This window comes from Bartonella pachyuromydis, from assembly GCF_039543065.1.
GTDB classification, from domain to species: Bacteria; Pseudomonadota; Alphaproteobacteria; order Rhizobiales; family Rhizobiaceae; genus Bartonella; species Bartonella pachyuromydis.
The window spans coordinates 1-15,775 of sequence record NZ_BAABJA010000018.1 but is presented as its reverse complement, the minus strand read 5'-3'; the positions used below and the strand labels follow the sequence as shown (position 1 = coordinate 15,775).

The window sequence follows — 15,775 nt, the reverse complement described above, 5'->3', positions numbered from 1 at the left end:
TTTATGAAAATGATCATATCGTAAAGATTATTGATAAAACAGAATAAAGAACGGCGTGGGGGCGCCTTCTTACAGCTATAAACGCATCATAAGATGCATTCCTTAAAACGTATCATAAAAGAGAGAGCTTAAAAAAGAAAGCCGTGCCAATTGATATGACGCGGCTTTTATCTTTTCTATAGAAATGTAACCAAAAAATATGAACTTACGATAAACGCCTATATACAAAACGTATCATATTGCAAGCGCTCTATTCTCTTGATGAAAACTTATCAAAAGGAACGTAAATAATGGGTATGATCTTAATCATTCATTTGAATAAGAGAGTTTCTAAACGCTTTTGATTTTTATAAACGTATCAATAAAACGCTCCCATATTTAAAGGGAGTCATTTGAAATAAAGTACATAATCAAAATGCTTCTTTAAAACCTATCAAGAGAAATGCTTATTAAGGGAATATCTGTCATAAAACCGTTTTTCTATTTATGCGCATTGGTTTTTAAAAGCAGCTTTTCACAAGACAAATAAACAAACGTTTTTATAGAATGTAAGGGTTTCAAGATTTGCTCTGCTGTAAAATCTAGATCTTTGTTTTTTCGTAAATAAGATGTTCTTAAGAGCAAATGATAACTAATTTATAGCTGTTAATATATAAAACATCAGTTTGAAACGTTTAAACGTTTCCTTAAAGAGGTTCTTATAAGCGTATTTTTACTTTTCTTTAAAACCTAATTTCTTTAAAAATTAGCCGGCTCAAATTTGAGCTGGTTATCTTTAAAATAGAGCATTCTTTAAACAGCATTATTTTACTAAAAATTTAGTAAAACCCTATGCGTTTAGATTTTACAATGGTTTTGAATTTTTCTTGCTTATTTTGAGTGATAAAAACGTATCATAAAATTTATGAACTGTTATGAATGATAGCTGCTTTTCATTTCATTTGAATACACACATGCGTTATAATATTTGCATCATGATTTGCTTTTTATGCTCTATTCATACGTGCCAATCTTATCTAAAAAATGGTCAAATGAATCATGCATAAAAGTGTGGATTCTTAAGTGGATTCATATAAAATAATTACACGCAACATATTGACTTTATTAGTTTTTTATGTACAATGTGGTCTCTTCATCATACACAACCCTATAAAGACAACCATCTTGGATTTCTCCCCCCGATAAAACCGATAAACCGCTTTCCGTCGCCTTATAAACAGGCTTACCTACCAAATTATTCAAAGCAATCGTGGTCGCGCCAACATTCTTACCCTTCGCTTTAAAACAGACCGATATTCCACTCTTATAGTCTAAAAACACCGATTTACTCTGCAACCTGATCGCACTCGTCTGTTGTTCATTGTCAACCGTGACCTTTCCTTCAAGGGCTCCTCCCGTATCCCATAAATATTCACGTACACGCTGCATCATACCGCGCGCACTATTATTCACTGTGCTTGGGAGTTGTCCTTCTGACCAATTAATCAAATCATCAGTCCCACCATTCTCTGATGCCGTTAAAGACCAGTCATAGATCGTTGACATCTTAACCTCACGTCTTGATCGCAAACACTATCGATACATTAATAGGGCGCGTCTCGCTATCACCAGAACTTGCCAAAACCACATCACGCATCTGAAGGTGTGAATGGGGAAAGGCTAGCTTATGGTGTATACGAATATCTTCTGCTCTTACTCCAAGCCGTTCAGCAAGCTTCAACCTTTGCTGGTCATTGAGTACATAGCCCCAGATGATCGTCATATCACCATGCCAACTCTCTTCCTCATCATCATTATTGAAAATCGTAAAGGATTCACCACTATGGTCATGTTTTTTCATGCTATCATTCTGGAGTGTCCCAAAAGAACGCCACCGGTCTAGATCACGTGAATCATCAAGACCACGCAGAAAAACTCCACGCAAATCGGGAACATGAAACTTGGTCCAACTCTCACTACCACCCCACCTTGTCCCTATCGCTTCATAAAGAGCATTATAATCACTTCGTAAATAAGCCTTCCCATCACATAATAACCAACCCGAAGGGAGACGTTGCATACCAAAAGCACATATGCTGCCTGCTGGATAACGCAAAAGATCTGGCGTTTTGCTTAAAGGCGCCGGCGTAGGATTCAACAAATGCCAAACACCACGCTGATACACAAAGCTGTAAATGCACCCCTGTTGGATCTCTCCTCCTCTTAAAGAACCCATGCCTAATTCCGTTGCCTTATAAACGGGCTGACCTGCTAAATCATTTAAAGCAATCGCAGTGGTTCCAACATTCTTACCCTTCGCTTTAAAACTAACCGATATTCCATTCCGATACTCTAAAAATGCCGATTTGCTTTGAACTCTTATCAAAGTCGAATGTTTTGCTTCATCAACAGTAAAGGTATTTTCAATCTGACTATTTGTGTCCCACAAATATTCACGTACTCGCTGCATCATAAAACGCGCGCTGTTATTTACACTGCTAGGACGCTGCCCTTCTGACCAATCAATCAGATCATCACAATACCCATTCTCTGATGCCGTTAAAGACCAGTCATAGATCGTTGACATCTTAACCTCATGCCTTGATTGCAAACACTATCGATACATTCATAGGACGCGTCTCTCCTTCTCCAGAACTTCTCAAGACAACATCTTCTCTTTCATCTACGCTATAGGGTTCTACAATGTAGCCATGGATATTCTCACTCTCTATACCCATAAAATTCGCCAGAGAGCTCCCCCCAAACAACCCTAGACGATACCCCAAAACATCCGTCGTGTGACCATCCCAATAGTTTTCAGTGTTCCTAAAATGGGGTGTGGAAAGCTTTTGACCTTCATGTTGGTGTGACTGGATTAAATCTGTTTGCACACTCGCAAAAGCGCGACCAACATCAATTTGACGTCCTCCATCAACTCCACGTAAAAACATCCCTCGCAAATCGGGGACATGGAATGTCGTGACACTATCTCCCTCTCCCCAAACCGTCCCTATCGTTTCATAAAGAGCTCTATAATCACTTCGTAAATAAGCTTTCCCATCACATAATAACCAACCTCTTGGAATAGCGCGCATCCCAAAGCTTCCTATAAATCCTGTTGGATAAAGGTCGCTTTCTTCTTCTAACGGTAAGGAGGTAGGATTAACAAGCTGCCAACCATCTTCACTATAGATCAGTGTATAAAGACAACCATCTTGGATTTCTCCCCCCGATAAAACCGATAAACCACTTTCCGTTGCCTTATAAACAGGCTTAGCTGGTAAATCATTTAAAGCAATTGTAGTGGTTCCAACATTCTTGCCTGTAGCTATAAAACGCAAAACTATTCCATTCTGATACTCTAAAAATACCGATTTGCTCTGCAATCTAATCACTGTCGTTTGCTGCTCATTATCAACACGCACAACCCCTTCAAGGCTTCCACCCGTATCAGAAAGATACTCTCTTACCCTTTGCATCATACCACGTGCACTATTATTGATTGTGCTTGGCAATTGTCCTTCTGACCAATCAATCAAATCATCAGCGCGTGTGTTATCCGCCGCTCTAAGTGACCAATCATATATTGTTGACATGATTTTGACCCTTAAATTCCGTAAAATGCCCGCATGAATTGCGTCATCAAAGGATTATCATCTTCTTCATGCTCTTCTTCTAAAGGCTCTTCCTGTGATGCTAATAATGCCCGTAAAACCTCTAGCAAATTCGCTCTATTGCCAATGCCCCCTCGTGCTATAGGACTTGCTCTATAAGGCTGCCCCCCATACATTTGAAAAACACGATTAACAAAATCACTTGCACGCATTGCATTATTGCCTGCATTCAAACCAACCGCATTGCTCCCAACCAATTGCGCCGCATTGGCATGGGGATTGCGTAAAAGACGCGTGGCTCCTCCTGCGCCCTGTTGATGCGCTAAATACAATTCTGCCTCTGTAGGCGCTCTTCCCAACACACGGCTTAAATGGTTACGATTATCAAGCGTCAACCGCCCCATGACATCGGCTGCCTGCATAGGATCAAAACGGTCCTGCAAACCATATTGCTTGGCTGTGCTGTCTATAAACTGATACAAACCACCCGCAGAAGAGCGCGGATTCCTTGCATTGGGATTACCACCACTCTCAACTTGCGCAACACGGTATAAATAGCTTTCCGGCAATCCATACCGCGCCGCTGCTTGACGTATCGCTTGATCTACTGAAGGGCTGTAACGGGTCACTGAACTTTACTCCTTCCCCATCTGCCCGCTTCTCCCATCAATATAGAAGAAATGAAATGCATTGTCTTTTCAGTCAAAACTCCTTTTTTATGCCAATATATGAACCTTTGTAACATTTGAGCGACTTCCTGCTGCTTCATACCCTTAACGCCAAAAGTTGCTAACTTTGCCATATCCCGTTCAAATATTTGTCTCTCTTTTTGAGGCAATTTTTTAATCGTATCAGATAAAATATTTTGAGTAATTTTTGCCCCTTCATGTGCTGCACTAACTGTTCCGTAGGGAATATTAACACCTGTTAGAGGAGAAACCTCTGGCGTTCCTTGAAATGGCTTTAGTGCTCTTTGCGCCGCATCTTCATAAAATCTTTCATCATCTACAGCTTTCCTAAACGCTTCAATGTTTTTAGGATTTAAAGACCTGCTAAGATTTTTAGACATGCTACCTGTTTGTAAAATATTCGAAAGTCTATTAACAGGGCGGGATTTTGCTAATATGTCATCGATATAATCTCTTATCCCTACACGATAAGTATTGAGACCATCCGCTATCGCACCTTTACGAAGACCTTCTGCTATTGTTGCTCCTGAAACATCTCTTTCTGCAATTTTTTTGCCTTGGCTTATAGCTTCTTCAAAGCCTGCATATTTTGCCGCACTACCACGCGCTGCTTTATAAGTGGGGGAGATTTCGTCCGTTATCTTTACCAAATTGTTCTTAATCAATTGGTATCCAGAGCTCTTTTGCTTATCACCAAAATTTTTATACTTTTCAATTAATTCATCTAGACTTTTCTTAGTTTGATCTAATAATTCCATTGTGGGCTTATAGTTAAGATGGCTAAAATTTTTATCATAAAATCGTTGAGCAATTGCTTTGCGTGGATCGCCTTCTAAGATATCAACTGCTTCTTTAAGGGCATCTTGAAACCATTTATTTTTGAAAAGCCTATTAAGAGCCGGATAATGTCTTTTCGCAATTGGAGTTTGCATCGCTTGTGCATAAAGATGTTTGTATTCTCTTTCTCCTTGTTCTTGAAGAGACCTTTTTAAAACTTTCGTATCTTGGAGAGGTGTAATGTTTTCATCTGCCAATTGACCAATACGGCGGACAGCATTCTGCACCCTTTCTCCATGAGCATGTTTCAAAAGTTCAGAAACGCGCGTATTTGTTTTCCCCATATTAGCAAGTGATACTTCTAAATTCGGACTAATGTCTGTCAAAAATGCATGACGCGGCGCACTTGCAAGGCGTTCTGCAACATTCTCAACACCATCATCATATAATGTTTTTGCAACTTCTCTGACTGCTCTGGTTTGAATGTCCTTATGAGCAGGATTAAAATGCCTTCTTACAAAAGGAACTGTTTGCATGCTTCTTAACGCTTTATTCAATCCCGAAGAACCGAATGTACTAGCGAGAGAACCAACAGGACCAGCAACAGCTCCAATACCACCACCAATCCCTGCCGAACCAAGACGACCATAAAAACCATCTCCTGCACCAGAGCCATGCAAAGCTCCAGAACCTGCTCCTAAAATTGCTGCTTTACCAATATTTCCAAATGTTGATGCCGCAGCACCTACTCTCAAAAGTCCAAGCCCAGGGATAAATGATGCCACTGTTGGTACAATCGAACCAGAAAGATAACCAATAGAAGATAATATTGGGTGTTTCTTTTCCAAGGCTTTTAAATAAGCTCGTTCTTTTGCTACCCGTTTATTATAGATCTCCTCTGCTCGTTTATCGCCACGCCAATAATTCGTAAAACCTGCTTCATTCGCAGCTTGTAGCTCATCACTATACCCTGCTGTCAAACCAGATATCCCATGACTTCTAAGTGCATCCCACCGCGTAAGATCTTTATCATCAAATGAAAAATCATCTGTTGTATTTTGTTCGTTTTCTGGATTTTTCTGTTCTTGACTAAAATAAAAATTAGATATCCTCTCAATCTCGGCAGGATCTTCAACTAAACGAAAACGTGTTCCATTTTTAGAGTATCTATATTGAGGAGCAGGAGAATTGTTAGCAAAAAATTTTGAAAGTTTCTCAATCTCAGCAGGATCTTCAACTAAACGAAAACGTGTTCCATTTTTAGAGTATCTATATTGAGAAGCAGGAGAAGAACTCACAGAATTTTCAACTGTACGTAAATTTATTTTCTTTTTTGGATATATGTACTGAGAACCAATTTCACCAGAAGTATTATAAGGGGTCATGATTATTTCTCCTTAACCCAAATTTCACCACTGGAACTATCCATAAAAGCAGGTATATCATCCTTAGCATCCGCCTCTTCTATATTCATCTTAGGTATATTTGCACCGCCTCCTTGTGACATCGACCCATTATAATATTGAGCAGGAGGATTTGGACGCCGTCTTACTTCCATCCCGTTTGATAACCTATAAATTTCTTCATTATTCAGTTGTTTAAAAAGATCAAACATATCTTTAATTTTTAGCAGAGTTTTATGTAGTTCTTCAGGGTTATCGCTAATATCCAAAGAACCATAAGATGCTACCAACCGCGCGCTTTCTTCATTAGATAACGGACCAACACCTACGGTTCCATTATCATTTTGCTTTTTGATTGTTTCAATCACTCGAGTAAAGATACCACCTTCAAGCTGTTTGAACTTCTTTTTTAATGATTTTGCATCAGAACCCGGAACAAGCTGAGCAAGTGAACCAATTATACCTGCAACCTTGTCGGGGTTTGCGTCTATAAGTTGAAGAGCATCATTCACTGTCCCTATAATGTTATCAATTTCTTTTGCTGCTATATCAGCAGCATTTCTCTTATTTATTTCCCACTCTTCTATGTCTCGTTTTTTCTGATTATACTCCAATTCCTGTATAGTCCCTTCCATCGGTCTCTGTCCACGTTTACCTGTCTGTGGATTGGTATACCATTCATACCCCGCAAGTAACTTAGGAGTATCATCACCTGTTAGCAGTGCACTAAGCATTTGAGGATTCTGTGCCATAACCCGCGCTTCTTCTTCGCTGTAGCCTTTGGATTTTAGATACTCGACGGTCTGGTTAACCTGCCCTCTTTTTTCTCTTTCCATATCCCCACGACGAAGATTCATAGCGCCACTCGCTAAGCTTTGTGCTATCGTCCCATCTGATAAGGCATAACCAATTCCATAATCCGATAATCTTTCTAAAAACTCTCGACTCCGTAGATGATCCCAAAAACTCTGTTGAGAACCAGCCGCTTGGTTAGGAATGACACCTTGTTGTGGCTGTACAGACTTTTGTGGTTCTTCCGTTGAAATAGGTTCTGGTAACTGAGCCTGCTTTTGTTTCAATGATGCCAAATCTGAAATCGCATTGGGCAATGGCTCCATATCTTTAGCTAAACCTAGAGGATTTGTTTGCGAACCGAATGTAGCTATCGGTAAAGAAGGTGCTGAAAGTGGTACATCCGGCTTAAATCCTGCCGGTCTAAAAGGCGAACTTACGTCTGATAAGGGAGGAATATTTTTAGCTAAACCTAGAGGATTTGCTTGCGAACCGAATGTAGCTATCGGGAAAGAAGGAGTTAAATAAGGTAAATTATTTGCCTGTTGTTTCGCATCCTCTAATGCCATACGTTGATTTTGCATAAGGATACGTGATGTCAATGGGCTCATTGCATACATAGACTTAAGAAGTCTTGATAAAATGTTATCTCTATTATTTTCCATAACTATCTCACTTTTTGAATCCAGAAGCAATTTGACCAAGGCTAGCTAAAATCCCTATAGCGTTCTTCCAAGGGTCGTTGCCTTTCATCTCAGAACCTGTCATATTATTCATTGTCGTGCCGTAATTTCTTGCAAAACCATGACCGGCGTTCATCAACATGTTCAATCTATTCCAACCGCTATTGTCTTGTTCCAGCCAACGTTCACGATTGGCATCAACGAGGCGTTGATTGTAATCATTCAAAACACCACTTCCCTGCAACATATTCGTATAGGCGTTGCCATAACCCTGTAAGAAGTTATTTGATGCTCCCAACTGATTTTGATTGGCTTGGTCAATCATGGCATTGGCTTGCATCATGTTCTGCACATCCTGATTATATTGGTTCGCTGTAGCGCTCGTAGATAAAGCGCCAAGTTCATTTGCTAACACCCCCGTATGGGCACCTGACCCATAACGACCTGCTCCTGCAAAAGAGCTGTTAATTGTATCTTTTACACGCTCTAGGCTATTTTGAAGTGCAGCATTAAAAGATGAATTCTGTCCAACCATGCCACCTGAAGCCATGACTCCAAGATTATTTGCTGCCGCTGTTGGATTCTGGAGCAAATTCACTAAGGAACGGTTTTGGTAATAACTAGGAATACTTCCAAGACCTCCAATCGCATGGTAGGTTGGCGCACTTAACGGTGTAACGCGTGGTCCTCCGTAAACATTGCCACCCGCTCCTGAAGCATAAAGATTGAGCGCATCTCTACCGCCACGTTTAAAGATATTCCCCACCCAACTAGGAGGGGCGCTTGTCTGCACCTGCCTCTTCTCCGTTGTTGCTGGACTCTTGCTCCCCATTTCTCAATTCCTTCCTATAATAAAGCATATCTATGCCGTAACCTTGCTTGGCCAATGCACATTTCCAACCTAAGCGACCTAAAATCTCTATTTCAAAGGCGCCATTCTCACGCGCCCAATCCTCTGCAAATTTCAGATTGTTAACCAAATCAAGAACGCCCTTGCCACTACATTCACAAATCAAGGCGCGCTTCTTTCCTAAAATGGTCTCTTGTATCTGGGTCGTAACAGCTGCTAAAAAGCGCTCGTCATCATCCAAAATAAGCCATAACTGTTTCTTCCCACTACAAATGGCTTCAATGAGTTCTTGTAACGTAATTTCATGTTTGAAACGCTCTACATACTCACTAAAGGAGGCAATAATCTCTTCCAAATAAGGGGCTATACGCTCAAGTTCCCAAGAACTGGTCAAATAGACTTTTGCCATTACCCTCTGCCTAAAGGGCGTAAATCAACTTTAAAACCCGTAATATGCTTCCAAGTCTCTCCTTCTGGAATACGCAATTTAAAGCGGTGATAACGATTGCGTGAGCGTCCATGATAAGCGCCCGTGATAAAAGAACATACCCTCTCCTTATGCCATGTGATCGGCGTTTTATCATTGCGAAGGCGCCGTTCTCCTATGCTTAAAAGACCTTCCAGAGTATCCACTTCTGCAAACATCTTCGTGATAAAACTAAAACTGCCATCCGGTGCTCCCATCTCTTGCGAAACAAGGATCGCTTCCATAGGGGCTCCTGTAAACACAACAAGACGGTTATGACCATCAAACCCACCAAGCATTGGAGCGCCACTTTGCCAAACTGCACTATCAAGAGAAGCCTGTAACCCCTCAAGACTAGTCGAAATCTCATCTAACTGTTCTAAAGTGTAGCCTGTGCTAAAAGCCGCAAACAATGTGAAAGGATCACCCTGTATCGTCGACCATTTCTGCAAGCCCCAATCATAAACAAAGGTCGTTTGCTTGTTATTGCCACCCTTCAAAGACCAGTAAACGCGATTATGGATAGGATCTATCACACCTTGCATGCTATCAAGAGCAAGCTTATCAAAGCTCGAAAATACCGTTCGATCAACCTTTTCAAAACCTATTGGTAAAATCTGACCATCAGCACTCATCTGATAAAAGCCGCCATCACTGGCAAAAAAAGAATCACTGCCATGGCAAGCGATAGAGCCTGCACTTCGTGCTCCTCGCTTGTCTTGTATCTTTTGAAAAGTAAACACAATCTTAGAACCTGGAACAAAGGTTCCTACATAAATAGCAGAACGCATAAAAATGACGGGATTCGTGGATTCTGTTGCTCCCTGCACATATTCTCCATCCGGAAAATCCTGAAAATCGCAATTTTTATCCTTAACCGTCCAATGTGTTGCATCATTCAAACCTGACCAATGAATGCGATTGGGATGATCTGTCAGTTGCATTAAACAAACAAAATCTCCCCAAACCTTGACCAAGCCTGCTCTGGGCGGATTCCCTCCTAAATCTGCAAATCTCTCTGAACTACGAACATTGAATACCTGTGGTTTGTCATTTTTGTTCACCGCAATAATGGTTTCACCAAACAAAGCAAATGACCACTTGTTCTCTTCATGGGCTTGATAGCTCACATCACTCTGGCTAATGTTTTTCCAACCGCGCGTTTGGCTATCATAACTATAAAGCTTTTGTGCTCCTCCTACGATTATCTTGACACCATGGCTGGTTCTAAAAGCTATACAACCTAATGGTTTCTCTTCTAAAGGCGCAGAAATAACCGTGGCACTAGGCATCGGGATATAAGAACCGTCCGCAGGTAAAACATTCACAAGTGTATCCGTAAAGCTGCTGTTAACAACCGAAACATCTGGTCTGTAATCAGCGACTGGAAAGTAAACCATCTTAGAAATCCGTTGGAATTATTCTGGTAACATTATGACGTTGAGACGTTTCTGCACGCAAAACATGCAACTGCTCGTTAAAGTCATTATAAGCTGCTGCTGCACAATCGGGCTCTTTGAGTATATTCTTGTACAATTCATATTTTGCACGTGCTTTGATCAGGTCAAACCCATGCACAAACCATGGGTGTTCCTGATTAGCATTCTCAAGATCTTCTAAACGTAGAGGAGAGAGAATGAGTTGAACCTGATAGGCTCTATCTGGTGTGGGATAAAGATGCAATTTCCTATCAAAGTAACTGTAATAAACCGGCGTTCCTTGCTGTTCTAAAGACAATGAAGGCTCTAAAGAAAAAGGACTTCTTTGCTTTAATTCAATCTTGTGATGTTGATCGGAAAACAGAAATACACTTTTGATTTTAACAGCTGTTGCGATATGGCGGGTATCGGTTGCATCATAGACACCCTTCCCCGCCTGTGTTGTAAACATCACATCACGGCTTTCATTAAAATAAAAACTTTCCCTCTCACAAAAACGAATGGCGGAAAAAATACTTTCTTGGATTTGCCCAATATACTCATCCGTGATGTCATCGATTTCGCTTTGAATTACCGACACAAGATGTGCAAGCGTTCCTCTGTGGCGAAAAACATCTTGGTGATCTTGTATCGGTTCTCCCGTCCTTATCCGTATATAATGACGTGCCATTACAACACCTTTCGAAACATAAAAAGAAAAACTAACTTGACATTATACATCATGTGCACTATAGTACTCACATGGTAACCATTCATAAAACAATAGAATTTGATACTTGGCTTAAGAAACTTAAAGATAAAAGCGTTAAGGCTATTATTCTTCAACGTGTTGTACGCCTAAAACAAGGACTTTTCGGTGATGTTAAATTCTTTAATGGCATAGGCGAATTACGTATCCACTATGGTGCTGGTTACAGAATTTATTTTACCCAAAAAGGCTCTGATTTTATCCTTTTGTTATGCGGTGGAGATAAATCAACGCAGCAAAGAGATATTGAACAAGCGTTAAAATTAAAAGAGGAGTACAGTGATGAAAATAACCCCATTTAAACCAGAAGAATATCTTAAAGACATTGAGTCACAGAAAATTTTTCTCAATGAAGCCCTTAAAACCGGTGATGCCGCTCACATTGCCGATGCTCTTGGTATCGTTGCTCGTGCCCAAAATATGAGTGCCTTAGCAAAAGAAACCAATCGCGAACGCAGTGGATTGTACCGCTCCTTAAGTAAAACGGGTGACCCCAAACTTTCTACCTTAGTTGCTGTATTATCTGCCCTTAATTTGCAACTCTCTGTGCAATCTTGCAATTCATGAATACAAGGGGAAATGACAAGATCTTTCCCCTTCATTTCATTGATTAGTCACGAATTCAACGACCACGCTTGCTTCACCTGCTTGGACTGTTTTATCCATTTTGGCATAGAGAGTAAGCTCCTCATCATAAGGGATAAATTCCTTTTGATTAGTGGGCTTGATCTCTTTGACTGCCTGTTGTTTGATTTCTGCTTCACCAAACTCAGTTCCACCAGCAGTGCTGCCTATTTTCACTTTCGTATCCGTAAACGCTATTTTAACAAACACCTTAATTGAAGTGATTAAAGCACCTCTAGGCAAAATGCCTATTTTCAGTGCATTCTCTTTATCTTCGTAGCTAAAATTAAGCCGCAAAAAACTTACCTGCTGGGTATGAAGATTTCTGCCCTGTAATGGAGGGGGTAAATGATCTGCCATCTCTTGTCCTCTTAATGATTTGTCACAAATTGTACGACCACAACACATTCACCAGCTGCCGTTGTTTTATCACGAGTTGCATAAAGGGTAACTTCCTTATCATCCGCAATAAAAACCTTTTGATCTGTTGGCGTAAAGTCCTGTACGCTTTGGGTTTTGATCTCTTTCTCACTGTATTCGTTCCCTCCATAGGTACTGCCTATCTTCAATTTTGCTTCCGAAAACGCTGTCTTCACAAAGGCTTTTATCGAAGTAATGACTGCTCCACGGGGTAAAATCCCTATTTTCTCTGTAAGATGCTTATCCTTATGTGAGATATTCAATCGCAAAAAGCTTACTTGTTGGGTGTGAAGATTTCTTCCCTGTAATGGAGGGGGTAAATGATCTGCCATCTCTTTTCTCCTTCTTAATCATTACGCTGCTGCTTCACCACTGTAGGTGGGGATAACAATTGTTCCAAAATCTTGGGCTGTTTGTGCACTATTTGGCATTTGGAAACGGGTTTTCTTCATGCCTATCAAAGTCTTGGCTGCAACACCAAATTCACGCTCATAATCAAAATACTCTTCTTTAAGGGTGTAATGCGTTGCACTATGATTTTTACCAAAACCTATAATCGCACTTTGAGCACCTAAGAACACCGCACGACGAACACTTTTAACGGCTGTAGAATCTGTTGATTTAACACCATGGGTGACATGAATTGCCTCACGTAAAACAACACCATTATACATGCCTAGTGAACCATCAAAGATCGGGTTCTTCGCACGTGACGTCGCATAAACCGATTTTTGGATATCTAACCACTCACCGGCTGCTGTATTAGTACGCAATTGCATCACTTGGGTCGGATGCAAATACAAAACATACACATCATCACCATTAACGTGAACCGGAGAGATTTGGGGATTGGCTAGTTTGGCTTGTTTTACCGCTTCATCTATCAATTTGAGACTAAAGCTATGTTTGGCTTTATCGGTGAGCTCTTCATCCTTGGTTTTACCATCGGGACGGATAATACGTTCACTGCTTGGCGCCATAATCGGATTAAAACCATAATGGACTGGTTTAATATAGACTTCTCGACCATCAACATTGATCGTACGCGCTGTATAACCACACACCTGTAAAAAGAACATGATGCTTAAACGATTGGCATACCAGCGAACCAAGCCTTCTTTAGCTTTCTTGCGTAAATTCGGGAGAATTCTCTGTTGGTCAATCGAGTCATCATTGGCGACACGTGCTGCATGCAAGAGCTCGTTAATGACCAACCTATCATTCATAAATTGAAGGGCTTCTTCATTACCCTCTAGAGTTTCACCTTGCGTTACACCATCTCCGAACAAATTCACAAGCAAACTAAATGTAACGCTATCCCCTGCACTCTTATGGGTTTCGTTGTAAAGCTGGATAATGCTGTTTGAACTTTTCCCTATCAAGGGGGCAATTTTCGTCGCCTTCAAAACTTCATTGCTTAATTTTTGTGACCACAATTTCACCGATTGTGGATCATGGGTTCCTATATGTGTTGTTGCCATTTTTGATTTCACCTTTCTTTGCTGTAAAAAAAACCGGCTTAAAGCCGGTGTAAAACCCGCATCAAAGGCGGATTATGTTGAAAAACTTATTCCCTAATCAGGGTCTGCTCCCATAATTTCATAAAAATGCGCTTCATTTTTCGGATTGGCTATCCACGCGTTGAATTCCTTCTCTGACATAGCGGCAAGAGTGTCTTTAGTGATTGGTCCAACACTGCCTCCACCACCAGAGGCTGTTAAAGTCTTCGCAGAATTCTGCCTACTTTGCAGCGCTGCAACTTGATTATTGCCTTGGACTGCTTGGTTCTGATACCCTAGATTTTGCGCTATCCTATAGAGTTCTTCTGCCGGATTACCCCCTTTTTGTGCGCAAGTGGCTACAATCGTTCGCAATTCATCCCCTATAATCGCATCTATCGTGCTCTTTTGTGCGTAATTGGGATAGACAGAAGACCACGCATTCAACTGCTTTGCACGTGCCTCATAAAGAAAATCTGCCGCGGCATCAAAATCACTGTATTTATCTTTAACAGACGCAACAGAGTTTTCTAAAAACTGATTCAAATGTCCATTAAATTCTTCATATTCAATTGCTTGCCTTTGTACATCTTGCTGCGCTCTAATATATGCATCCTGCTCTTGAAGCTTTTTTCCCAAACGTCACATTATCATAAAAAATACAATAAAGTCAATATGTTGCGTGTAATTATTTTATATGAATCCACTTAAGAATCCACACTTTTATACGTGTTTAAATTGACCATTTTTTAGATAAGATTGGCACGTATGAATAGAGCATAAAAAGCAAATCATGATGCAAATATTATAACGCATGTGTGTATTTAAATGAAACGAAAAGCAGCTACCATTTATAACAGTTCATAAATTTTATGATACGTTTTTATCACTCAAAATAAGCAAGCAAAATTCAAAACCATTGTAAAATCTAGACGCATAGGGTTTTACTAAATTTTTAGTAAAATAATGTTGTTTAAAGAATGCTCTATTTTAAAGATAACCAGCTCAAATTTGAGCCGGCTAATTTTTAAAGAAATTAGGTTTCAATGAAAAGTGAAAATACACTTATGAGAACTCTTTAAGTGAATGTTTAAACGCTTAAAACCTTTTTTTATAACAGCTATAGTTTAGTTATCATTTGTTCTTAAGAACATCTTATTTACGAAAAAACAAAGATCTAGATTTCACAGCAGAGCCAATCTTAGAAGCTTTAGATTTGATAAAAGCGGCTGTTTATTTGTCTTATGAAATGCTACTTTTAAAAACCAACGCGTGTAAATGTAAAAACGGGTTTTGTTATAGATATTTCACTTAATACACATTTGCTTTTGATTGGATTGATAAAGCTACCAAACGTTTTAAAGAGGCGTTTTGATCATATGCTTTGTTTTAAACAAATCTCTTTAAAGAAAAGAGCGTTATTCTTAATAGGTTTGATAGCCATAACAAGCGTTTATAGTCTCTATAATTCATTCTCTCATTCAAATGAGTGAGTAAAAATCATATGCATCATTTATGATCCTTTTGATAAGTATTCATAAAAACAATAGAACGCTTGCAATATGATCCGTTTTGTATGTAAATACTTATGATTTGGAACTGGTTATTCCAAAGCCTCCATTGAAAAGCCGCGTCATATCAATTGGCACGGCTTTCTTTTTTAACCTCTCTCTTTTATGATACGTTTTAAGGAATGCATCTTATGATGCGTTTATAGCTGTAAGAAGGCGCCCCCACGCCGTTCTTTATTCTGTTTTATCAATAATCTTTACGATATGATCATTTTCATAAA

At 39.9% G+C, this 15,775-nt stretch carries 14 protein-coding genes and 2 pseudogenes; 2 read left to right on the top strand and 14 right to left on the bottom strand.

The window, feature by feature from the left end; genetic code table 11:
• Positions 1–1,128: 1,128 nt before the first annotated feature.
• The 10 genes and pseudogenes from ABD917_RS07905 to ABD917_RS07860 all read right to left on the bottom strand — a co-directional run.
• Positions 1,129–1,545, bottom strand: a pseudogene (locus ABD917_RS07905) (phage tail protein); the annotation flags it as partial.
• Between the two features lie 7 nt (positions 1,546–1,552).
• Positions 1,553–2,566, bottom strand: a complete 1,014-nt coding sequence (locus ABD917_RS07900) for a phage tail protein (protein ID WP_345119550.1) — start codon at positions 2,564–2,566, stop codon at positions 1,553–1,555.
• Positions 2,567–2,573: 7 nt separating this feature from the next.
• Positions 2,574–3,575: a phage tail protein gene (locus ABD917_RS07895; protein WP_345119549.1), complete on the bottom strand. Its 1,002-nt coding sequence runs from the start codon at positions 3,573–3,575 to the stop codon at positions 2,574–2,576.
• Positions 3,576–3,586: 11 nt separating this feature from the next.
• Positions 3,587–4,222 (bottom strand): transglycosylase SLT domain-containing protein, encoded by a 636-nt coding sequence (locus tag ABD917_RS07890; RefSeq protein WP_345119548.1) that lies wholly within the window; start codon positions 4,220–4,222, stop codon positions 3,587–3,589.
• Positions 4,219–6,444: a glycine zipper family protein gene (locus ABD917_RS07885; protein ID WP_345119547.1), complete on the bottom strand. Its 2,226-nt coding sequence runs from the start codon at positions 6,442–6,444 to the stop codon at positions 4,219–4,221. The genes ABD917_RS07890 and ABD917_RS07885 overlap by 4 nt, the downstream gene beginning before the upstream one ends.
• Positions 6,445–6,446: 2 nt before the next feature.
• The gene (locus ABD917_RS07880) at positions 6,447–7,919 is read right to left on the bottom strand and encodes a hypothetical protein (RefSeq protein ID WP_345119546.1); all 1,473 of its coding nucleotides are present in this window, start codon (positions 7,917–7,919) and stop codon (positions 6,447–6,449) included.
• Positions 7,920–7,926: 7 nt separating this feature from the next.
• Positions 7,927–8,769, bottom strand: coding sequence for a hypothetical protein (locus tag ABD917_RS07875; RefSeq protein WP_345119545.1), 843 nt, complete (start codon positions 8,767–8,769; stop codon positions 7,927–7,929).
• Positions 8,708–9,196, bottom strand: coding sequence for a hypothetical protein (locus ABD917_RS07870; protein WP_345119544.1), 489 nt, complete (start codon positions 9,194–9,196; stop codon positions 8,708–8,710). Before ABD917_RS07870 ends, ABD917_RS07875 begins: the two co-directional genes overlap by 62 nt.
• Positions 9,196–10,653 carry a hypothetical protein gene (locus tag ABD917_RS07865; RefSeq protein ID WP_345119543.1) on the bottom strand — a complete coding sequence of 486 codons (1,458 nt, stop codon included), beginning with the start codon at positions 10,651–10,653 and terminating at the stop codon, positions 9,196–9,198. Before ABD917_RS07865 ends, ABD917_RS07870 begins: the two co-directional genes overlap by 1 nt.
• A 1-nt stretch (position 10,654) precedes the next feature.
• Positions 10,655–11,362, bottom strand: coding sequence for a phage adaptor protein (locus ABD917_RS07860; RefSeq protein ID WP_345119542.1), 708 nt, complete (start codon positions 11,360–11,362; stop codon positions 10,655–10,657).
• A 71-nt stretch (positions 11,363–11,433) separates the two neighbouring features.
• Here ABD917_RS07860 and ABD917_RS07855 point away from each other — a divergent pair, with 71 nt between their 5' ends.
• Complete coding sequence (locus tag ABD917_RS07855; RefSeq protein WP_345119541.1) at positions 11,434–11,742, top strand: type II toxin-antitoxin system RelE/ParE family toxin; 309 nt, start codon at positions 11,434–11,436, stop codon at positions 11,740–11,742.
• Entirely contained in the window at positions 11,723–12,007 is a 285-nt protein-coding gene (locus ABD917_RS07850) for an addiction module antidote protein (RefSeq protein WP_345119540.1), read from the top strand. The genes ABD917_RS07855 and ABD917_RS07850 overlap by 20 nt, the downstream gene beginning before the upstream one ends.
• Positions 12,008–12,043: 36 nt before the next feature.
• Here the strand turns inward: ABD917_RS07850 and ABD917_RS07845 are convergent, their stop codons facing one another.
• The 4 genes and pseudogenes from ABD917_RS07845 to ABD917_RS07830 all read right to left on the bottom strand — a co-directional run.
• Positions 12,044–12,424: a hypothetical protein gene (locus ABD917_RS07845; RefSeq protein ID WP_345119539.1), complete on the bottom strand. Its 381-nt coding sequence runs from the start codon at positions 12,422–12,424 to the stop codon at positions 12,044–12,046.
• 11 nt (positions 12,425–12,435) lie between these two features.
• On the bottom strand, positions 12,436–12,816 hold the full coding sequence (locus ABD917_RS07840) for a hypothetical protein (protein ID WP_345119538.1): 381 nt from the start codon (positions 12,814–12,816) through the stop codon (positions 12,436–12,438).
• 21 nt (positions 12,817–12,837) lie between these two features.
• On the bottom strand, positions 12,838–13,965 hold the full coding sequence (locus tag ABD917_RS07835; protein WP_345119537.1) for a N4-gp56 family major capsid protein: 1,128 nt from the start codon (positions 13,963–13,965) through the stop codon (positions 12,838–12,840).
• 93 nt (positions 13,966–14,058) lie between these two features.
• Positions 14,059–14,622: pseudogene (locus tag ABD917_RS07830) on the bottom strand (hypothetical protein); the annotation flags it as partial.
• Positions 14,623–15,775 lie beyond the last annotated feature (1,153 nt).